Raw genomic sequence first — 21162 nt, forward strand, 5'->3', positions numbered from 1 at the left:
CACACTGCATATCGTCGGCAGCGTCAGATGTGTATAAGAGACAGGTGCTGCTCCGCAGACACAACGCGCCGCCGCTACGCGGCGGATGACTAGCCCTGCTCCGCAGGGCTAACCGTCACTCCGTGACGGAGTGATCCACTCCGTGGATCACGAAGGTGGATCGGTGGCGCAGTGAGCCGATCGCTCCGCGATCCTCTCGCTGCGTCACCTCAGCTCTGTTGTACAGTGCAACTCGCTTGTTATTTCCGGTTCCTGAGGAAGTCGTCCGCTCCGCGCCCGACTTCGAGCTGGCTACCAGCGGGGGTCCCGGGGACAGCTCGGTTCTACGGACTTCCTGGTCGGGGACGGGGTCTGACCGGTTGGCACACCCTATGGGGCCAGCGTCTGACAGGGGCTCACAGTCGCTTCAAAGGAAGCATAAAACTATGGAGTATCCGAGATACCGGCCCTCTCCTCTTCGGGAACGGTGGCTTGGTGTCGAGCCGGTCCTCGCGCTGGTCGGCATGCCCACGGCGTTCGCTCTGGGTCTGAAGGACCGTCAGCAGGGTTCTCGATCCCGGTTGCGAACTCTGTTTTGATGTCCGCCGGCTGACGTGAGGCAACAGGGGCCACATCGAAGAACCGTACCGGCCCGTAGGCAGCGCAGGGCGAGCGAGGACCCACGTGAAAAAGGGGCTCTACTCGGATTCGCGGGCAGCCCAGTCCGCTTGGAGAATCTCTGCCATCAAGTCATCCTGCTCCGAGGTGAGTTGACCGGCGTTCCTTTTGGAACGCGTCTTGCAGAGCCAGGGTCCGATCATGACGCGTTCTCCGTCGACCTCGACCGCTTCCCGGGCGCCGGGCGGGCGGTTCCATTGCTCGACGAAGATCCGGAGGATCTGCGCGGTCTGTTCGAAGGAACGGCGGGTCCGCTTCGCCGCGGAGGGGCGCATCTGCCTCGCAGGGGACAGGGCAGTGGCGGTCGGGGTCAGCCGCAGGCGGGCCAGGAGGTCGCGTTGGCCAGGGGCGAGCTGGTTCCAGGTGGAGAACTGGCGCTGCAGCCAGCTTCCCACCTTCACCTCGTCGATCACAGTGTCGCGGCGCAGTGTGGCGGGGCTGTGGCCGGCTTCGATGTGGCGTCGCAGGAGGTGGTACTTGCGGTGCCAGTCGGGGCCGTGCGGGAGGGTCCACTGCGGGTCGAGGGAGGCGAGCTGGGCCTGGCGGTCGGGGTGGAGGCGGTTGTTGCGGGCGAGGGCTCGCTGGCTGACAAGAAACTGGCCGCCGGGCTGGTGGAGGGGGATGGCGAGATGGCCGTGCTCGGCGTGGAAGGCGGTGACGGTGGTGAGGTGGCCCTGCCAGGCGGCTTCGTGGTCGTCCCAGATCATGCCGAGGGCGTCGAGTTCGGCGGACCAGTCCTCGGTGAGGAGGCCTTGTCTGCGGGCGGTGCGCTGGCCGTCGATGAAGGTGCCCAGCCGGTAGCCGTAGGCGTCTTCGTAGTTGGTGGGGACGCGCAGGTGGTGGTGTTCGGCGTGGAAGCGGGTCGCGGCCGCGAGGCCTGCCCGGCGCGGGGCGGAGAGGGTTGCGTTGTCGGCGGGCCAGGCGATCAGGTCCATGGCCCGGGCGATGGCGTCGGGGTCGAGGGTGAAGTCGAAGCGGTAGCGGCGGGCGAGGAGCGTGCGGGTGTCTTGTTCGAGGCGGTGTCTGGCGGTGGTGCGGGGGGCGCGGGCGGCGATGGTCTGGTCGTGGTGGCGCAGGGCTGCTGTGACGAGCCAGAGGGCTTCGTAGGGGGTGCCGAGGAGGTCGGTGGGGTCGGCGCTGTGGGGGATGTAGGCGGGGATGACGAGGCTGGCGGTCTTGGTGGTCTGGGTGGGTGGTTTGCGCAGGGCGCGGCCGAGGGCTTGGACGATGCGGCGGACGCTGGCGGTGCGGTCGGCGAAGACGACGGCGTCGACGGCGGGCAGGTCGATGCCCTCCCCCAGCACTTGGGCGTTGGTCAGCACGGCGCGGTCGGCGGTGGCGAAGTCGGTCAGGATGTCGTGGCGCTGGCCGGGGTTGTGGGTGCCGTTGATCGACTGGACGACCAGGTCGCTGGTCCAGGCGGGACGTTGGTCTTCGGTGAGGGTGCGCAGGGTGTGGGGGAACTGGCGGGCGAAGTCGGTGGCGTCGGCGACCTGCTGGAAGTACACGATCACGTGGTGGAGGTCGTGTTCGGTCATCGCTTTGAGGATCGCCAGGTGCAGGGCGGTGGTGCGGCGTGCGGTCGGGCCGAAGCCGGAGTAGGTGCCGGGGGTGGTGAGGACGGTGCGCAGGTGGGTGTCGGTGATCGTGGGGACGACCAGTTGGTAGTCGGCGAGGACTCCGTCTTCGATGGCGTCGGCGTGGCTGTAGGTGTGGAGGCGAGGGCCGAAGGTTTTGATGTCCGCCATGGATGCGACGAGGGCTGGGGTGTCCCAGGCGGGGGCGGTGGCTGCGGTGCGCTTGGGCTGAGGGCGGGTGGTGGGTGCTTCGGTCAGGCGTGGTGGATCCCATTCGTAGGGGGTGGCGGTCAGGTAGAGCCGGCGGTCGGCTCGGATGCGGGTGTGGTCGTGCAGGACGGTCCAGTCCTTGTCCCAGCTCCCCGCGGTGCGGTGTGCCTCATCGACGATCAGGAGGTCGAAGGCGGGTGCGGGAGCGCGAGTGTACTGGGTCTGTTCGATTCTCAGGAGGGAGTCGAGGGTGACGAAGACGGTGGCGTGCTCGTGCCGGGCCAGCCAGGTCGCCAGGAACTCCGGGTTGTTGGTGCTGTGGACGCCTGCTCCGGCCAGGACCGGGTGCTTGGCCGCAGCCAGGGACGAGACTGCCATCATCGGCTCTGGACGTCCGTCATTGCGGGCTGCCTGGGCCCACTGCGAGATGAGGTCCAGGCTCGGCACGGCGATCAGCAGGTGTCGGGCATCGAGGGCTTCGGCGGTCCGCAACGCGGTGAGCGTTTTTCCTGTGCCGCAGGCCGACACCATGTGCCCGCGGCTGCGTGCGCGCGCGAGGTGACGTGCCGCACTGTCGACGGCCCGCTGCTGGTCCGGGCGTAGTGAGAGCCGGGCGGGGCGGGCGCGGGAGGCGGTGACGGCGGAGACCTCGGCGATGGGCTCCTCGGAGGGCATGAAACAAGATCCTCAGTGCGCGATGGAGCGGTGGCCGGCGAGATCCATCGTGTCGTGTGTCCTTCGCTGAGTGGTGTTGCGGGGGCTTGCGGGGCCGGGCGGGTTGGGCGTGGGTCGTGTCGTGCAACGTTAGGGGATGTCGTGGGGCTGGTCTGGAGGCTAGGCGAACAGGGCTTCCACCAGGACTGCTTGGAGCCTTCCTTCTTCCAGGGCGGTCGTGATTTCGGCTGCGGAGGGGTCCCCGATGAGGCCGGTGCACAGGACCGCGCAGGGCGGCTCGTTCTGGGTCATCTTCCACATCGCGTCGGACAGAACGGTATGGGGGACGCGGAAAGTCTGCGTCTCTTCAAGAGTGGGGCCCTCGTAGTAGATGCCCCTGAAGGTGCGGTCCTGGGCGGCGAAGACTGCCTTCCACTTCTGGTGGACCTCGGGGATGGTCTCTCCCTGCCAGGTCGGCCAGATAAAGCGGCTTCGATCGAAGTCGGTCTCGGCCAGGTGGGTGGCGGGGCTCACCACGATCACGATCACGTCGGTGCCCAGAGTGACTTCGTTGATGAGCTCGGTCAGGCGGTTGACCTGTACCTGTGAGGTGGGAAGCGTGACATGCGTGAGGCTCATGTTGAAGGCGGGCGGCCGGTTGGGTGAGTGGGGCGGTGTCGTCATGATGCCGGAGTGCTCCTGATTGAGGACGTTCGGTTTTCCTGCTTGCGGGCTGCGGTGCGTCTGGTGTTGCCAGCCGGGGACTCGGTTCCGGGGTGTCGGACGGATGCGGCAGACATCGCTGGGAGGATCCGGTACGGCTGTTTGTGCGGGGGGCCGGGAGCGTGCGCCCCCGGTCTGTTGGCGCGTGCGGCGGTTCAGGGTGTGCTGTGCCGGTGGCGTGCGGTCCAGCGCATGTCGAGGGCTTCCAGGGCGTCCAGTTGTTCTCGGGAAAGGGATTGCGGAGCGCGTCGTTTCTCGGCGATCCACCTACCCAGGGCGAAGGCGGGGCCGTCCTCGCAGGTGTAGCTGTGGGGAACGTCCAGGTGATGGTGGCGGCGTCGGTAGGCGTAGGCGGCCCGGAGTCCTCGGGCGAAGGCCCACTGGGAGGCGCCGCGGGGTCGGCGCAGCAGGAGGGCCAGGGGGTGCTCGATGGGGAGGTCGCCCAGGAGGTGGTGCTGGTAGGGCTCGAGCTTGTCGAGTTTGTCGATCTGCTGGGCCAGCCATTGGGTGAGTGGAGGGGCGGCAGCGGTGAGTTGGTGGGGGCTGGGGAAGATCAGGGTGCTGTCGCGCGCGGCGGCGCGGGCGCGGGCGTAGGTGCGCTTCCATACAGCTGTGCCTTTGGCGTTCCACCAGGGGTAGATCTCGTTCAGGGCCCGCTGGTAGCAGTGGGGCAGACGGCGGGTGTTGGCTTCCTTTCGGCGCTCGGCGACCCAGCGGCCCAGATGCATGCCTTGGTGGTGTTCGGCCCACAGGGGAGCGAGGTGTCCGTGGCGGGTGACGTAGTCGCGGGCGATGAGGAGCTTGCGCTCGATGCTGTGCAGAGGGTGCTCCCAGATCATGCCGAGGGTGTCCAGTGCGGTGATGCGTTCGGGCATGAGCAGGCCGTTCTTGCGCATGGAGCGCTGCACGCCGACCCACCAGCCGAGGTGGAAGAAGCCGTCGTGGAGGTAGAGGCTGGGGACATCGAGGTGGCCGTGTTGGGTGTGGAAGTCTGTGGCGGCCTCGAAGGCGGCCTCCCATACGCGGTTGGGGGCCATGACGTCGTTCAGGTCGAGGACGGGGATGATCTCGTCGGCGCGTTCCGGGGGCGGGGCGAGCTGGGGGGTGGTGGCGTCGCTCGGGTACCGGAAGTGGTCGACGAGGTGGAAGGTGTGCTCGTCGTAGACGTCGAGGTCGATGAGGACCCGGTAGATCAGGTGGAAGGCGCTCTTCTTGACGGCCTCTTCGAGGGTTTCGCCGGGGGCCATGTAGATGGGGATGACGATGGTGGAGATCTTGTTGTCGCCGGGAGTCTGGCGCAGGGCGCGTCCGATGGACTGGACGATGTCGATGGTGCTGGTCTTGGGGTGGGCGAACAGCAGGGAGTCGATGGCGGGGATGTCGACGCCTTCGGCGCAGCAGCGGCAGTTGGTGAGGACGGCGCGGCGGGGCGGCTGCTGTGAGGCGGGGGTGTTGAGGGGGATGTCGGCGAAGGCGGTGTAGTTCTTGTGGCGTTCGAAGGGGGTCTGCCGGGAGCTGACGGTGCCGACCTGCAGGGGGGTGCGGTAGGCCGGGGGCATGAGGGCTGCGGTCTCGTGGAGTGTTTCGGCGAAGACTTCCGCCGCGTCGATGCATGGGTGGAAGGTCAGGGTGCGGCGCAGGTCGTAGCGGTGCTGCGCGACCAGCAGGGCCACTTGAGCGGCTGCGGCACGCAGGGCTTCGCCGGTCCAGGTGTTCGCGGGAAGCCGGTTCAGGAGACCGCGCAGGTCTTCGTTTCTGATGACGACGCCGGCGATGCGGTAGTCGGCGAGGAGTCCCTCGTCGATCGCTTCCCTCAGGGAGATGCGGTAGACGACTGGGCCGTAGATGCTCTCGTCGTCCATGGAGGCGATGACGGTGTTGGTGTGGATGCCTTTGGCGCGGGCTTTCTTCTCGTCGAAGACACGGGGCGTCGCGGTCATGTAGAGACGGTGGCGGGCGGGCAGCCTGTCGTCGTGGTGGACACGGGCCCACGGTTTGTCGTAGTCACCGGCGGTGCGGTGGGCTTCGTCGGCGACTACGACGTCCCAGCGGGGCAGGTGGAAGTCGCGGTGTGCTTCGACGACCTTGTCCAGTGAGTCGTAGGTGCAGAAGACATTGAGCGGTCCGTGGGTGTCGGCTGCCTGCCAGGCCAGGTCGTCGCCGGTATCGACCATGGTGAGGACGCCGGCCAGGTAAGGATCCGCCGGATTGTCCGAGGAGCAGACGCCGAGGTAGCGGCCGGGACGTCCTTCGCGGTGCCATACCTTTGCGGTCTGCTCGAGCAGTCGCAGTGACGGCACGAGGACCAGGGAGACACCGTCGGGCGCCGTCTCCTGGACGATGTGCAGGGCCACCAAGGTCTTTCCGGTGCCGGTGGCCATGATGACGGTGGCGCGGCGGTAGCCCTCGATGAAGCTGCTCACGACGGTGTCTGCGGCACATTGCTGGCGTCCACGCAGGCGGGTCTTCAGTCGAGGGGCTGGAGCGGGGGAGGTCGAGTCCGGGCGAATGCGCGTCGTCGTGGCCATGGTCCTCCCCCGGGGTGACGGTGTGCACGGGCACCTGGTTCACAGGGTGAGATGGGTGTGCTGGGCCATGGCTGAGCGTTTGCCGGGGTTCACCCGAACGAGTGCTGGTGCTCTTGACCAGCCTCCGGCAGGCCGGTCACGGTGGCCGTGGTGGCAGCTTCAGTGGAGGGGCAGCGGTGCTGAACGATCCCGGCCTGTATGGGCCGCGCCAGCCGCTGCCGCTGCGTGTGCGGCCGGTGCCGGGTGAGTCGACGGGGTCGTTCGTGAACCGGCTCGCGCACGCCAACGGCCTGAGCCTGGCTGCTTTCCTCGACCGCGTCGGGCAGGGCGAGGCATCCGTGTACCCCGAGCGGGTGGAGAAGTACCCGCAGTCCACCGAAATGTACGTGACCGAGGCGGGGCTGCGCTATCTTGCTGTCCTTGCTGACCGTGCGGCTGGTCTCCTGCAGCAGGATCTGCCCAGCCTCGGCGCGGAACACCTACTGCCCGGCCCAGAGGCGGCGCAGTGGAGGTGGCGCTGGGAGCCTGTGGCGGGGCACCTCGTGCGGTACTGCCCGCTGTGTGCCGATGCCCTAGGGGTCGGCGAGGCGGTGTGGCTGATGTCGCCGGACAGCTGGCAGGTCTGTCTGCGGCACGGTTACTGGTCGGACGACGCCCGCGGTCGTGGTCCGGACTTCGTGCAGCTGGCCGAGCTGCCCGAGACGGTGACGGCGCACCAGGTGCGCCAGCAGCTGGCCGAACGGTGGGGGCCGGCCGGCGAAGAGTTGTTCGCCGATGCCTTCCAGGTGGCGGTGTACTGGTGGACGCGGATGCCGGACACCATGTGCTGGGTGCGGCGGGCCTGGACGGCTGGGCTGGACGCGCGGGAGATGCGGGCGGCCCCACTGGTGATCTACCCGGAAGTCGCGGAACTCGCGGGCGCCATGCTGGACTTCGAACGGGCGGGACAGCGGGATACGGCAGACCGGTCCCGATGGCTTGCAGGCGTGGAGCAGTTGATGGCCGGGTGGGGGGTGGACGTGGCTGAAGGGCGTCAGGCGCTGCTGATGTGGCTGGGGCGCCACCGTATGGGAGTGCCCGGTGCGTCCCGTCCGGCGGACGGGTGTCGCCTGATGCTGGCGTCGGGGCACGAGCGGATCGCATCCCGGACCGGATCGGTGGGCCAACGCTCATGCCTCACTTGGCAGTTGGGCATGACGGCTGCCGAAATGTAGGCCACATCCGAGTGGGGGGATCCGAACCGTATGGTTCTGAGATTATCCGGGCAGGTTGATGTCCAGGCGCACCGCCGCAGCAATGGGGGCACCTCGCTGACTGAAGACGCGTCGCAGTCCCTCATTGTCCGTTGCGTCATCGACTACGTAGCCATCGAGACAAGATAGCACTCTGTCAACCACGAATTCGGGAAGGCGATATCCCACTTGTCCGCGCCCATCTCGCAGCTCACCATAAGAAGGGGCATAATTCCGTGCAAATTCACGAGTAATCAGCCGAAGGGCCTCCCCTGAGAGTACGCGCGCCCCCACATCTGGCGGAGCAATTGGATGCTCCATTGGGATCGCTACCGGGATAGATGCTTGCGTCGGTATCGAGTGAGGGTGATACAGCAGATAATGAACGGGGAGATTGTACTCTTTTTCATAGTGCGAAATCGCTTGCCACTGGGTGTCGCCCACCTGAAGGGCTTTGTATCGGCAAGCCTCGTCAAACCGAAACGTACGTGAACCCAGAGAGGCGGGGAGCGAGGGGCGCATCAGCGATCCGAAACCGCCAGGGCGAGTGATCCCTTCATCCTCGATAAATTCAGATTCCCTGGGGTAGAGGCGCTTGCTCTGCAGTAGCACGACCTTGGTACGTAGGAGAGTTTTGTCGATTCGGAAAGTGACGATGAAGCCGATATCGGCAACTTCCCACCGATCCCAATGTCGGCCACCGCCAACAAAGTGAACATCAATATCGACGAGGGTGCCGGATGGCAACAGATGAGGGCCCTGCGCTTCGGCGACTGCGTCTACGAATGCGAAGTCGAGGGTCTCCTCATGCACGGTCGGCATGCGGTCGAGTCTCGCCGTTACGCGTTCGTTCACGTCGAGAAAGACACCCCGTACATATTCGATGACGTCGGGCGATAGCGGAATGGGTGTTGCCGTTGGCATGGCCCTCCAGAAGCGACGAGCGCCGAGGTGGCCTCGGCCGACCTTGGAACCAAGGATAGATCCAGAGGCGGCCGCAAGCAGCGCTTCTCGCGGCTTCGAGCGGTAGTTCGGAGAACCTCTGGGCTATGAGCCCGGCGAGCTACCGAGTTGCTCCACCTCGCGCCGGTGAACACCACCGGACGTCAGGGCGGCGGGCGCTGGAGACCCCTTTTTGCCGGGCGCAGGCTGCTACGCGGCGAAGCCGATGTTTTTGACGTACTCGTACTGGCCCCACTGGGAGCCTAGATCGGGCAGGACATCGGCGGTCCAGGCGTCGTCCAGGCCCTGGTGGTCGCCGGCCGCCCAGGATCCGACGATCTTGTCCCAGCGGCGCACGTTCATCGTCCGGTGTTCCACCACCCGCTGGAGCTGGCGCGCCACGCCGGACTGGTCGATGGGGTGGATCTCCACGCGAGTGCCGCGGCCCTCGCGGTTGAGGCGGGCGGTGAGGTGGCGGGCGACGTTGCGGCGCCGCACCGCCCGGTAGGCAGCGTCGATGCGTTCCAGGTTGGCCTTCGAGGGACGGCGTGTGCCCTGCATCCATGCCTTCAGCGTCCGGTCGCTCACGGTCAGTCCGGCGTCCTTGGCTGCCTGCCAGGCCCTGTCCGACGTCGTCAGGTAGTGCAGGCGTGCCATCAAGCCACGCCTGGCGGTCACCGGGGTGGCGATGTGAGCGGCGAGCCGGTCGAGCTGGCGGGCGACGGCTTCGCTGCCCTTGATCCCGCTCGCGCCGAACTTCCCGAAGTCGATGTTCTTCTCGGGCATTTACTGCTCCTGCCCCGTGCTGGCTTCGGTGTCGCTTGCGGCGGTGTACGTGTCCTTGACTTTCACCTCGGTAACCGAGCGGCCTTCGGGGAAGACACGGCGCCAGTCTCCGATGACGTGGAGTTCGTCGGTTCCCATCGCCCGCACGACGGGCAGTCCCGCGTCGTGGGCCTTGAGTGCCTTCATCCAGAGGTTGGCGAAGGCCTGGGAGCGGATGATGTGCATCCAGTCCGGGCGGTAGAGCTCCCGGTTGTAGTTCGACTCCCCCATCGTTGAGACGAACTTGGAGTACATCGCCTTCACGTACTCAAGCGTCAGCCCGTCGCCGTCTGCGAGCGCGGAGTCGCGGGCGTCCTTGAGTGCGATACGGAACTTCTCCAGGAGGTTCTCGGTGGCGCCCGAGGTGTACGACTCGTGGATCTCGGGCGGCCCGCACAGGCGGTGCTTCGGGCCGGACAGGCGCAGCAGCAGGCGCAGGGTCGGTTCGGTGACCCACAGCGGGCCCGGTTCGTCGCGCTGGCCGATCGGGTTGGGCAGCACCGCGTCGTGCTCCCAGGCGGGCGGGGTGATCAGGTGGACTCCGGCGCGGCGCCGGTCGTGTGCGAAGCCCGTGGAGTGTTCAAGCTGGCCGAGCGGGAGGTGGGTCTTGAGGGCCGAGAGGTAGGCACCGTTGATGTCGAGTGCGGTGACCTCATGCTGGCCGGGCGGCAGTTCCGGCCGCGTCCACTTTGGGCGGGCCTCCCAGATCTGGTCGGCGCCCCTGGAGGTCTGCTTCTTGAGGATGTCGGGGATCCAGGGGTGGGCGATCACGTCGTAGCGGGCGCCCTTGCGGGTCTCGTCCAGCAGGCGCATCGCGTCCGGGATCGCCCGCTTCAGCAGTACGGCGCTCGCGGCCTCGACGTCGCCTTGGTGCTCGGCGAGCACGGCGTGCACCACTTCGTGGATCAAGTCGGCCGGCCCGGACGGCTCCTGGAACGCCCGCCCGCGCGGGACCGTGTCTTTCCCGACGGCCGGACGGGGTGGGCGAGCCGTACGCGGCACTTGGGCCCGGGCAGATGGCGCGGTGGGCGAGGACTTCGGGGTTTGTGCAGGGGCTGCCTGACAGCCGGAGGGGTCCAGATGCTGAGCGAATCCCGCCACACGCTGTCTGGCCGGACGCCCGCACAGCACACACGGCTCGGGCACGGCGAGCAGTTCCACCTCGTCCTCGTCCTGGCCGTGCTTCGTCGACGACATAGAGGCGACGGCCGCCGCAGCAGTGCCTGATGCCGCGGACCGCTCCTCAGCCGGCTCCGCCGTGGTGGTTTCGGTCTCGGTGGTGAGCTTGGCGTTCAGCCCGTCCAGCAGATACGCGTACTTGGTGCGGACCTCACCGGCCGGGTCCCGGCCGTTCTCCCATCCGCTGAGGGTGGACGGGCTCACCCCGAGCGCACGGGCCACCTGCGCCTTGGACAGCCGGGCTCGCTCCCGCAGCTCGCGGCGTACCTGGCAGGGCGGGAGTTCGGCCTGCGGGCCGACGGCGTCGAGGAGCGAGTCGATCGCGTCGAAGTCACTCACCGGCTCGCCCCCTTCGTCTCGGCCCGGACGGAACGGCGCCGGTCGGCGGGCAGCGCCTCGCATGCTCTGGTCGGACCCGCAAGCAAGTCCAGGGCGCCGATGCCGTAATACTCGGCCAGGACATCGACGTCGCGCAGGCTCCACGAAACGGCACCCGACTGCCGGCGCGACACCTGCGTCTGCGTCAGCCCCAGCACTGCCGCGACCGACCGCTGCGAGTCACCCGTCACCTGCATCAACGCGGCCACCGTCAGCCGCAGCGACTCTTCCAAGGTCAATCCCACGCCCTCATTGTATCCGAGTCGATGCAAATTACGCATGAATATCAGTGAATTGCTTTCAGTGATGCACGGAAGCTTCATCACCCTGCTCGCGCGGGCCCTTGCTACGGGTCTCTCCTCATGCCTGCAGGTCAGCGATGGGGACGGTCTTGTTCACACGGAATCCGGCGGGCCGCGCGCCGGGCGTCCCGCTTCGCCTGGCGTGCCTCTTCGACCGCTCGGCCGCCCTCACCCACCTGGCCCGCCATGCCCGCGCCGACGCGCTGCCCGGCCATCTGCGCCCCTGCCAGTGCCGGACGAGAGGCTGCCGCTGGCACCCCCGCCACCGCGGCTGCGCGGGACCTGTCCTGCTCGCCCTGACCTGCGACCGCAGCGGCCGCCCGTGGCGGTTGACCGATGCCTGCGCCGCCTGCGCGGCGGCGATGAGCCGCACCGCCGTCGTACCGCCCACCCTGCTCGGCACCGGCCACACCCAGCCGACCGCCAGCACGTCGCGCCCTGCGCGCACCGCGCCTGCGTTCGGCCCGGCAGAGCAGCAGCGCGTACGCGAAATGCTCACCTACCTCGCCACAGCATTGCCCCGCTTCTCCTCCCCCGCCGCCCGGCTGCTCGCCCTGCAGTGTGCGCTGCGCGCCGACCACCACGGGCAGATCCGCCTGCCCCACGGGTTCCTGCGCGGCATGCGGCTGCACGGCCGCGCGGAGCTGTGGCTCGAACTGGAGCACGCCGGCTGGCTGTACCGCCCCAGCCGCAGATGCTCCCCTGTCCAGGCACAGCTGCTCGACGCCGCCGTCCTCCACCAGGCCCCCGCGCGCACCGCGCGCGTCCGCCGTCCAATGGGCCCTGCACCCCACCCCGCTGGCCCTTCCGTCCGCCCTGCCCTCCGCTCTGCGGCTGACCGCACTCGCCCTGGCCGCCCACAGCGCTTCCGGGGCGGGCGGGGGGCGAGCTCAACGTCCTCACCCGCCAGTGCGGACAGCCGCCCCAGCAGCTGGAGGACCTCCTCGACCAACTGGTCCGCGCCGGCCTCGTGACCGCCTGGCGCCATCATCACGACAGCGGCGAGGTTTGGTGGGAGCTGCCCGCGCACTCTCCGGCCAGCGAGGACACCGTCCGAGAGGCCAGGACGTAAACGGGCGTTGCGGCCGGTATGCCAGCCGCAACGCATCCTGCCGCTGTGCGTTCCAAAGGGGCATTCCTACTGGTTGCTTCGCTGCCTCCTCACCGGTGTGCGGGCCGCAAGTACATCGGCAGGACGGTGCGCATGAGCTGTTCGCCGCGGATGGTGATGGCCTCGAAGTCGCTGCGGGCCATGGCCGCGAAGTTGGTCGGGTAGGAGGCGACCGCACTGCGGGGGACGAGGTCGGCGGGCGGCGCGGGCAGCCGGTCGTCCTTCATGCCGAGGTAGGCCAGGGCGAAGCCGTCGATGCGACCGTTGGCGGCCCACTCGTGCAGGCGGGAGCGGGCGGAGTCCTGGGCCTTGCGGTGGACGGTGGCGAAGGAGCGGTTGAGCCGTCCGAACATGAAGTGCGGTGTCTTCAGGGCAAGTTCGCCCAGACCGGCGTCGCAGGAGATGATGAAGGGCACGTCGTAGACGTGCTGGGTGTGGTGCGGTGAGCGTCCGGGCTCGAGGACGGACAGGCCGAGGTTGTCGTAGACACCGCCGTCGGTGAGCAGCACGGTGTGCTGCTGGCTGTGCCCGTCGCGGTGCTGGAAGGTGAAGGCGCGTTCCAGGGCCGGCAGGAAGACGGGGTAGGCGGCGGAGGCGGCGACGGCGGTGGCGACGTGGATGGGTTCGGTGATGCTGCCGTAGCGGGAGCAGCCGCTACGAGTGCTGCCGAAGCGGACGGCGTTGGTGGTGGCCAGGTCGGTGGCGGTGAGGACGACGTCGAGGCCGGGGTGGGTGACGTCGGCCATGGTGGTGGTGCCGAATGCCTTGTGGGTGAGAACGGCGGCCAGGGCGTCGGTGCGGTTGGCAGGGCGGGCGACGCTGACGCCGCCGTGGCGGGAAAGCAGTCCGCGGGCGCCTGCGCGGGCCGCCGCGGTCAGGTTGCGTACGGCCGCGGAGGGCTTGAACGCCTGGCGTGCGATGTCCAGTTGGAGGCCCGAGCGCAGCAGGTCAGTGGTGCGGGTGTCGAAATCGGCAAAGTCTTGCGGGCCGTAGGCCCACAGAGCGGCGAGGAGGGAGCCGCCGGAGATGCCGGAAACGACGCGGATGCGGTCGAGGAGATCGCGGTCATGAAGGGCGCGCAGGCACCCGAGGTGGAAGGCGGCCGCGCGGGAGCCGCCGCCGGACAGGGCGAGGCCGATGGTACGAGTCATGGGCGAGCCTTGCGTGGAAACGAGACGGGACGGTGGGGGCGGGTGGCGTAGCCGCCGGGCCACCAGGTCAAGGGGCCGAGGCGAGCGGATGGTTGCGGCGGGGGCGGCTCGGCCGCGACGGAGGCAGTGCGGGTGGCGAGGTGGGCGTAGAGGTGAGGGCCGTCACCGGTCGCGAGCCACTTGTGCCAGACGGGGTCCGGTCCCCCGGCGATCAGGACCAGGGCGCGGGCGGGGGCGTCGCTCAGTGGGAGGGTGAGGCTGGTCATGGCGGCACGGTCGGTGGCACTGGGCTGCGCGGCGGTGTGCGGGTGGGTGTGCCACATGCCCATGAAGCGGCTGATGTTGCCGGTCGCCTCCCGGCGGGCGGCGAGGTGGCCGCTGACGCCGTCCAGGCCGTGCCGGAAGTATGCCTCCGTCAGCAGGGAGTCGGGGGGCGGGCCGGTGGCCTCGTCGACGAAGATCACGCCGGTGGCGTCGTCGATGAGGCCGAGGAGGGTGCCGCCGGTTTCCACGAGCGGGCCCCTGACCCGGGTGCCGCGGCGGGCTTCCGCGCGCATTTCAGCCAGTGCGGCGGGGGTGATGCGCACGTCGTAGCCGGTGGCCTCATCTGTGACGACGGTGTCGTTGGGCCAGGTCAGCCAGCGCGGCCCGGCGGGCTGGGCGCTGGCGGGGCCGGCGGGCATGCGGACGATGAGCGTGGCCATGGTGTGCCGGCCGCCGGGGTCGGCCAGGGCGTGGAGGATGCCCGTCACCAGTTGTCCGGCCAGCGCGGTGACATCGGCGGCCGATCCGGTGAAGGTGGCGTCCGAGCAGCCGGGTTCGGGCTGGAAGAGCTCGGTCGGTGGCTGGGTGGGGAAGAAGTCCTCGACCAGGTCGTCGAAGGCGTGCGTGGCGTCGGTGTGCGCGGCCAGCGCGGTGCGGCGCAGGACGTCGGCGCCACCGCCGGTGGCGCCGCAGGGTGAGAGGGCGGCGAGGCCGCGGGTGGCGTGGTGGCCGATCATCAGCGTGGCCAGGTGGGGCCACGGGTTGGCATCGGTGCGGCGGGCACGTTCGAGGTGGGCGCGGACGATGCGATTGGCGGTGCAGTCCCAGATCAGGTCGAAGGCGCGCAGGTCGAGTTCGGACAACCGGGTGGTGATGTCCCCGACGACGGCTTCGACGCGGGTGGTGTGGGGGTCGATCCCGTTAAGGCGGTCGGCCAGGACGCTCGCCTTGGGCAGGCCGATGTCGGCGTCCGTATAGGGCTGGCGCGCCAGAATTCCGGGATGGACGAGCGCCTGGTCGGCGACGGTGAGGTGCGCGGCTCCGGCGCGTGCGCACATGTCGGCGACCGGGGCGCCCAGGGCACCGGCGCCCAGGACGAGGATGCGTTTGCCCCGCAGCCAGGCCGCAGGAGTGGCGTGGTCGCGGCGAACGGTGACTTCGGGGCGGGCCTCGTACACGCGCATCCACCGGGTGGGCAGACGGTCGAGCCACTCGGTGCCGAACTGGACGACCTCCTCGCCAAGTTCGGCCAGGTGCGCATGTCCGCTGAAGGAAGTGTCGACGGTCAGCCGGCCGAGCCGGTCGGCGAAGTCGGGCAGGTGCCAGGCCACCAGGTGGGTCTGGCGCGGGCCGTCGCCCGCGATGCCGCGTGAGGGGGTGCCCAGCAGCAGGTGCACCGGCGCGACCGGAGTGTCCTCGTCGTCCTCGTCCGGCGCCTTGCCGTCGGGGTGGAGCAGGGTGCGGTTGTGGTCCGCGACGAATCCCGTCAGCCCCAGCAGCAGACGTGACGTGATGTGGTCGCGGGCCAGGGCCTCGACCAGTTCCCGCGCGGTGAGCGGGTATTCGAACGTCAGGTGCTTCGTGGTGACGACGGCGGGGGCGAGGAACACGCGGGCGCTGGCCGGGAGGGCGGCCATCTCCCGCAGCTGCTCCGGGCTGCCGGGCCAGGGGTCCTCGATGGCAAGCCAGCCCACCACGTCGCATCGCGTGTCGGTGACCTCGTGCAGTACGGCGGCGCCCAGCCACGGCCCGTCCGGCCGTGCGACGGGCGCGTCGCGGCGGATCACGAGGAGCCCCGCCGCGCGGTCGGTCAGGGCATTCGGAGGGTGCAGGGGTTCCCCGGGGCGGTCCAGTTCTCCCGCGGCGGCCGCTTCGAACCAGTCCAGGAGGCGGTTGATGAACCCGTACATGCCGTCGGCCGGATCCCACTCAGTCGCCGTTGAACGGTACAGACACAGGTGGCGGCCCCAGTTGACGTGCGGGGCACCCGCGAACCGGGTATGCCGGGTCCGCACACTGGGGGCGGTGAACGGGAAGCGCGAGGGGATCAGCAGGGTGACCGCCTCGACACCGCGCAGCCTCAGGCCGCCTGGGGTGCGCGGCAGGTTGGCGCAGCCGATGCTGATGCGGGCCTCGACGTACCCGGCCCGGTCGGCGACAGCGGCCACATGCGTGGCCGCCACCGCTCCTTGGGAGGCCTGGACGATGCGGTGAAGCTGGTCGAGAGCGAGCCGCTGGCCCTCGGTGAGGTCCAGGGTGGTGCTGTCCTTCACGCGGCACCGAATCCGATCTGTACCGCCGGCTCGGCCTTGTCGCCCCTGGCCTGCTGCACACCGGCGCGCGCAGCGTCCGTGCCGCGCCGGTGCGGGAGGCCGACCGCGGCAGTGAATGAAGCGGCCGGGAAGCGGGTGGTGCCCATCGCGGCCAGCAGCCGCCGGCCGCCGCCTGCGGCCTTCAGCACCTGGGCCTTGTTCTCCAGGTCGGTGACGTCGACGAGTTCCAGCCCCAAGCCCGGCTCCAGAGCGAAGACCACCGGCCGGGGCTCCTCCTTGGAGGGGTACTCCCCCGTGCACAGCACCTCGTAGTCGGTGATCGACTCATAGGCGGTGCGGGCCAACAGGTGCGGCGGGTCGTTGCCCGTGTCGTCCTTGTCGCGGAAGGGCCGCGAACTGGAGATCACCCGGGCATCCGCGCCGGCATGCGCCTCAAGCTGGTCGAGGATGTCCTGCTTGAGCTCCTCCTCGCCGTCCTCGCCCTTGGCGTACATGACCTTCTTCGAGCAGTGGTGCGGGGAGAGCAGCACGTCCCACTCGATGCGGTCGGTGCGGCCGTGGAACTCGCTGTAGTCGAAGATCTTCTTGATGGTGGGGTAGGCAAGGTCGCCCAAGAACAGCAGCCGGCCCGCCGTACCGTCGTCCGTGTGCAGCTGCACCTGCAGGGCCAGGGAGGTGTCGTTGCGGTCGCTGGCGCAGTCGTCCTTGAAGGGCGCGTGGACGAACGCCTCGAACCTGTCCGAGACCTCCACGCCGTCGACTGTCGTGATGGACTCCCCGGGGAAGGTGAAGTACTCGTCCGGCAGATGCGCGTAGGAGTGGTCCTCGCGGTCCTCGTCGTAGCCGATGATCCGCACCCGGTCCCCGCTCGCGGGCTCCTTGCCGTCCTCGATGGCCTGGAGGGTGGCGTCCACGCGCCGTTCGACCTCTTCCTGGAAGCGGCGGGCGTCTTCACACATGTCCTTGTCCTCGGACAGCTCCCGCCACAGCCGGGGCGTCGCCCAGATCTCCCCGATCAGGATGGAGCTCTCCAGCAGATCGCCGAACCCGCAGCAGTGGTCCTTATCCGCGTGGGTCAGGGCGAAGACCGCCAGGTAAGGCGTCTTGCCGTCGGGCTGCGGCAGGGTCTCCTCCAGCCGGTCGATGACGGCGGCGACCACCGCGTCGTCCTCGTCGGCCGCCTTCATGTCCCGTAGGTCCACCTGCATCACCAGGTCACCGCCCAGCACGATCGTGGTGGAGTCACCCGTGCCCACCGGCCAGAACACCACCCCCTGCCCGGGAAGTTCCGTCTCGACCATGTCCTACCTCTTCACTCAATAATGATCAACTAGCAGGAAAAACACATCAGTTCACTGCTCAGGCCAGATGTACCACGCGCCACTGGCAACGTCGCCGCGATCGGACAGCGGAGCGTTCAGGCACTGCTCGCGGGGAGGGGCCGGCGATCGCCGCCTCGACGTCCTCGAGCGTGTCGAACGCCCGGTAGACGGACGCGAATCGCAGAGGACGGGGAGACCTGGCCCCTGTCGCGGGTCGGGCATGGCCAGCCCCACGTCGCGGGAGGCCGGCTCCGTCTTTCCGGTGGCCCGCACCGCTTCCACGATCCGCTGCCCCGGGTGAGCAGGAGCGCGCCGGCCGTTCTTCTGTCACCCGGGGCGGGCCTGCTCAGCGGCGGGGAAGGGCCAGCAGGTTGTTGGCCCATACGCCGTCGGCGCGGGTCTGCAGGTACTTCTCGCCGCGCGGCGGGGTCACCACGACGACCTCCGCCCGGTGCCCTCCTGTGTCGCTCGTGTAGGCCTGACCCTTTTCGTCTTCGATCCAGGTGACGATCTCCGCCCGGGCGTTGTCGCCGGTCTTGGCGGTCGCCGGGTTGGTCCACCACAGGCGGGTGATGTGCTGGTGCGTGGTGCCGCCGGACAGGCGTACCGCGGTGATCTGGATGGCCATGATTCTTTTCTTCTGCCGGCTTGCCCGACGGGGTCCCGGAGCCGGCGCCGGGTCCCGTCACCCCGGTGCGGGGTGCTTCGCCGGGGACGGACGACGTAACTCGCGGGTAGAGAAAGGAGAGTTCCTGACTGGCGGGGCGTCAAGAGCAGTCGAGGCAGCGGTCAGCGCCGTCGGCGAACATCGGGGGCGGATGCAGGGTGAAGCATCCCTGGCACAGGCGTTCGGTCACGCGCGCCGGGCAGGCACAGCGGCCGCATTCAGGGCAGCGGGGGACGCGGCAGAGGGAACAGGCGGGTTCGAAGGAGCGGTACTCCTCGTCGCAGTGTTCGCAGATGTACTCGCGCGCCTGGGGTCCGGTGTCCTTCGTGGGCGGCGTGAAGGTGCGCCAAGGCGCCGAGTCGGTGACGAGGACGGCGACCAGGTAGCCGTCCATCGGCGCGGTCTGCGCGTGCAGTTCCCGTCCCAGGATGCCGTCTCGGTAGCGGATTTGGGTGGGTCCCTGCGCGCGGCCCTGGCCGGCCCGGGCCTGGGCGATAGTGGGGATGTCGCCCTGGAAGCTGCCGCGCCGCAGAGGCGGGAGGCCGTGGGAGGCGGCGAAGGCGACCTGTCCGCCGGTTTCGAGGAGGAGGACGTGTCCGGGGGCGGGCAGGTGCTGGGCGGCACGGACGCACACCGCCATGCGGGAGGCGCCGCTGGCACGCCACAATTCCACGATGTCGGGGGCGGTGGGTCCGTCGGCGGCCAGGTGATGCTCCACGAGCGGTGCCGGCAGCAGGATCTCGGCGGCGAACGCGTCGCAGGCCGCGTCTTCCAGCAGCACGCCGCGATCGGGCTGGTGTGCGAAGGCCTCCATCAGGGCAAAGCTGTTCTGCTGGAGGTGATGGCCCAGTTCGTGCAGGGCGGTGAAGTCCTGGCGGGCAGGGCTGGCGGAGTCGGCGACGACGATCTGCGGGGGCGGGCCGGGTTCGTAGGCGCCGGCGACGCTGCAGCGCGCGCCGGTCTGGGCCTCGCCAACCCGCCGGACGGTCAGCTCCGGCCATGTCTGCATCTCGGCGAGGGCACCTTGAGTCAGGCGCTGGGCCGCACCGGGTCTGTGTGCGTCCAGCTCCGCCATCATGGCGGTCGCCTGGGCGCGGGCGGCGGCCGCGAGCACGTAGTTGACCACAGCAGCCCCTACTGGCCCAGACGCAGTTCGAAGTAAGTGTCCGCGCGTGCCGCCCAGTCGGTGTTGGTGCGGTCGTCCTGGCGGGCCGCCAGGGTGAGGATGCCGTAGGCGGCACGGAGTCGGGCCTGTTGTTCGTTTTCGAGGTGCCGGGCGGCGAGGGCACGCAGCTGCCTGCGGCGCAGCGGCCGGTTCAGCTCGTGCACCACGGCGGGCGGCGGCGCGGGATTGGCAGCAAGGACCACGTCCGCGTGCAGGCCGAGGAGTACGGCGAGTTTCTCTGCCTGGTCGGCTGTGAGGGGGTGCTGGCCGCGCCACACCGGCAGGGCCTGGGCAGGTGGGAGCTGCAGCTGTGATCCCAGCTGCTGGGGGGTGACGCCTCGTTGTTGCAGCAGCTGGGGCAGGGCGCCGGATCCTTCAGGGACCCAGCGTGCGGCGCTCAGCCGCGCCAGGTTATCGGCCACAGCGCCCCGGTACTCGGTATCCGCCGCGGCGGGTGACGGCGCGGTGCTGCCCCAGCGTGCCCCTGGTGGCGGATCGTGCGCGAGGTCGGGGTGCAGGGAGGCTGGCAGCGGCACCGTCAGCTGGCTGACCTGGCGGTCCAGCACATACCAGGGCAGCGGCTGCTTCAGTCCCCACCACAGGGCGAGCGGCTGCTCGAGCGTGGAGGCCTCGGCAGGCAGCAGCAGCGTGTGGGCGTCGGCGTAGCGTTCCAAGGAGGCCGGAATGGCGTGCACCGTGTCGTCATCGACCGTGGTGATCACCAGCAGCTGGATGGTCTGGTCCCACACGGCCCGCCAGATCTGGCCGGGTTCGGGATCCCCCGGCGGCGCGGTGGCGACCTTCCGGACGGCGTCGGGCACCTTCAGCCCGGCCGCAGCGGCCACCAGCCGTTCGTAGGCGCTGCTGCCCTGGGCGGGTTTCATCCTGTCTCCCCCTCTCCTCGGCTGTGATCCATCAGCGCATTCTCTTCTCACTGGATACGGACGACGTCACAGGGGCGGCTCAGGCGGCGGATCTGCGCAGCGCCGCAGGAGCGCTCCCATGACCGCTTCCCGGTCGCTGTCCTCGGAGAGAGCAAGGAGGAGCTTCGCCTTCAGACCTGCCAGAACAGCCCTGGCCTGTGTTTGTCCGATCTCCAGCAGCTGTGCCGCGTGATGGGCGTCTTCGTCCAGGTAGGGCAGCAGCAGGCGCTCGTTGGGGGTCAGCCGCTGCCAGATGTGGGCGGCGCCGCCGACGCCCGCGGGGTCAGCCTCCGCCACGCTCGCCTCGACCGCAGCGGCGAGCGTCCCCTCGTCGGCGTGGAGGGGGGTGAAGCGGGCCGGCGACAGGAGCTCGAACCGGGACTCGAGGACCTTGGCCAGGTCCTCCTCCCGCACCGCGCCCCGGGCGTGTCGCAGGACCTGCGTCACGATGGCCATGAGGGCCCGGACCGTCTGCGCGGGGGTGGGGCCAGAACGGTTCCAGCGGGTAATCCCCACCCCGCGTACGCGCCAGGCCTCGGCAACGAGATTATCCAGATTCCCCTGCCACACCGCGCCCTCGGGGTGGTCGCTCAGCGCCCACCGCGGCGGAGGCCCGGGCATCCGGCGGAAGGACGCGTCGGTGCCCATCAGCCGGGCGATGCGGCGCCGCAGCTTGCCGCGCGGGGTCTTCTTCGCCTCATCGATGAGGAAGTTCTTGATCGACGTGAGGAACAGCCGCTCCAGCGAGGCGTCGTCGGTGGCCAGGGCAAAGCAACTAGTCACGAAGCGCTGCCCGGCACCCTCGCGGGTCAACATGGCCGTGATCACGTCGTAGGCCGCGTCGTCGTCCCACTCGGCGTACCCCTCGGGCGGCGGGAATCCAGACGAGTGGCGGACCTGATGAACCAGACGTCGCAGCAGTTCGAACGTCTCCGGCCCCAACTGGCCCGTCTGTGAAAGTTCTTCGTACGCTCCACCCACCACCGGCTCACCCCCGACCCGCCTGGAACGGACGGTCCCAGGCTTCCTGCCTGCATACACCTGCCGTCTCAGACACACCAGGCAACACGCCCGAGGGA

General features: G+C 69.2%; 16 protein-coding genes and 1 pseudogene. 2 read left to right on the forward strand and 15 right to left on the reverse strand.

Going from position 1 to position 21162, the window contains the following annotated elements:
* Positions 1-677: 677 nt before the first annotated feature.
* From IF27_RS29230 to IF27_RS29240, 3 genes are all read right to left on the reverse strand, one after another.
* Positions 678-3119 (reverse strand): DEAD/DEAH box helicase, encoded by a 2442-nt coding sequence (locus IF27_RS29230; RefSeq protein WP_052852898.1) that lies wholly within the window; start codon positions 3117-3119, stop codon positions 678-680.
* Between the two features lie 159 nt (positions 3120-3278).
* Positions 3279-3782: a hypothetical protein gene (locus IF27_RS29235; protein WP_052852899.1), complete on the reverse strand. Its 504-nt coding sequence runs from the start codon at positions 3780-3782 to the stop codon at positions 3279-3281.
* A 194-nt stretch (positions 3783-3976) separates the two neighbouring features.
* Complete coding sequence (locus IF27_RS29240; RefSeq protein ID WP_420822064.1) at positions 3977-6244, reverse strand: Helicase associated domain protein; 2268 nt, start codon at positions 6242-6244, stop codon at positions 3977-3979.
* Between the two features lie 281 nt (positions 6245-6525).
* Between IF27_RS29240 and IF27_RS29245 the strand changes: the two genes are divergently transcribed.
* A complete protein-coding gene (locus IF27_RS29245) occupies positions 6526-7563 on the forward strand; it encodes a TniQ family protein (RefSeq protein WP_110946363.1) in 1038 nt (345 codons plus the stop codon).
* Positions 7564-7605: 42 nt separating this feature from the next.
* Here the strand turns inward: IF27_RS29245 and IF27_RS31325 are convergent, their stop codons facing one another.
* The 4 genes from IF27_RS31325 to IF27_RS29265 all read right to left on the reverse strand — a co-directional run bounded on the left by IF27_RS31325 (position 7606) and on the right by IF27_RS29265 (position 11150).
* Positions 7606-8403, reverse strand: a complete 798-nt coding sequence (locus IF27_RS31325) for a hypothetical protein (RefSeq protein ID WP_190233145.1) — start codon at positions 8401-8403, stop codon at positions 7606-7608.
* 330 nt (positions 8404-8733) lie between these two features.
* Entirely contained in the window at positions 8734-9309 is a 576-nt protein-coding gene (locus tag IF27_RS29255) for a hypothetical protein (RefSeq protein WP_052852902.1), read from the reverse strand.
* Positions 9310-10866 carry a helix-turn-helix domain-containing protein gene (locus IF27_RS29260; RefSeq protein ID WP_052852903.1) on the reverse strand — a complete coding sequence of 519 codons (1557 nt, stop codon included), beginning with the start codon at positions 10864-10866 and terminating at the stop codon, positions 9310-9312.
* Positions 10863-11150: a helix-turn-helix domain-containing protein gene (locus IF27_RS29265; RefSeq protein ID WP_052852904.1), complete on the reverse strand. Its 288-nt coding sequence runs from the start codon at positions 11148-11150 to the stop codon at positions 10863-10865. The genes IF27_RS29260 and IF27_RS29265 overlap by 4 nt, the downstream gene beginning before the upstream one ends.
* A gap of 146 nt (positions 11151-11296) precedes the next feature.
* On the opposite strand from IF27_RS29265, the gene IF27_RS31735 reads away from it, so the two are divergent.
* A complete protein-coding gene (locus tag IF27_RS31735; protein WP_223291258.1) occupies positions 11297-12181 on the forward strand; it encodes a hypothetical protein in 885 nt (294 codons plus the stop codon).
* 187 nt (positions 12182-12368) lie between these two features.
* On the opposite strand, the gene IF27_RS29275 is transcribed toward IF27_RS31735, so the two are convergent.
* The 8 genes and pseudogenes from IF27_RS29275 to IF27_RS29305 form a co-directional block, all read right to left on the reverse strand.
* Complete coding sequence (locus IF27_RS29275; protein WP_052852905.1) at positions 12369-13469, reverse strand: patatin-like phospholipase family protein; 1101 nt, start codon at positions 13467-13469, stop codon at positions 12369-12371.
* Positions 13466-16006, reverse strand: coding sequence for a ThiF family adenylyltransferase (locus tag IF27_RS29280; protein ID WP_052852906.1), 2541 nt, complete (start codon positions 16004-16006; stop codon positions 13466-13468). The genes IF27_RS29275 and IF27_RS29280 overlap by 4 nt, the downstream gene beginning before the upstream one ends.
* The gene (locus tag IF27_RS29285; protein ID WP_052852907.1) at positions 16003-17307 is read right to left on the reverse strand and encodes a ComEC/Rec2 family competence protein; all 1305 of its coding nucleotides are present in this window, start codon (positions 17305-17307) and stop codon (positions 16003-16005) included. The genes IF27_RS29280 and IF27_RS29285 overlap by 4 nt, the downstream gene beginning before the upstream one ends.
* Positions 17308-17449: 142 nt before the next feature.
* Positions 17450-17637, reverse strand: a pseudogene (locus IF27_RS31740) (hypothetical protein); the annotation flags it as partial.
* 37 nt (positions 17638-17674) lie between these two features.
* Positions 17675-17956, reverse strand: a complete 282-nt coding sequence (locus IF27_RS29290; protein WP_052852908.1) for a DUF3892 domain-containing protein — start codon at positions 17954-17956, stop codon at positions 17675-17677.
* Between the two features lie 139 nt (positions 17957-18095).
* Complete coding sequence (locus IF27_RS29295; protein WP_052852909.1) at positions 18096-19121, reverse strand: ImmA/IrrE family metallo-endopeptidase; 1026 nt, start codon at positions 19119-19121, stop codon at positions 18096-18098.
* 8 nt (positions 19122-19129) lie between these two features.
* Complete coding sequence (locus IF27_RS29300; RefSeq protein WP_052852910.1) at positions 19130-20044, reverse strand: hypothetical protein; 915 nt, start codon at positions 20042-20044, stop codon at positions 19130-19132.
* Positions 20045-20110: 66 nt separating this feature from the next.
* Positions 20111-21064: a hypothetical protein gene (locus tag IF27_RS29305; RefSeq protein ID WP_223291259.1), complete on the reverse strand. Its 954-nt coding sequence runs from the start codon at positions 21062-21064 to the stop codon at positions 20111-20113.
* Between the last annotated feature and the right edge of the window lie 98 nt (positions 21065-21162).

Origin of the sequence: Streptomyces avicenniae (genome assembly GCF_000719135.1) — a bacterium.
Classification (GTDB): Bacteria; Actinomycetota; Actinomycetes; order Streptomycetales; family Streptomycetaceae; genus Streptomyces; species Streptomyces avicenniae.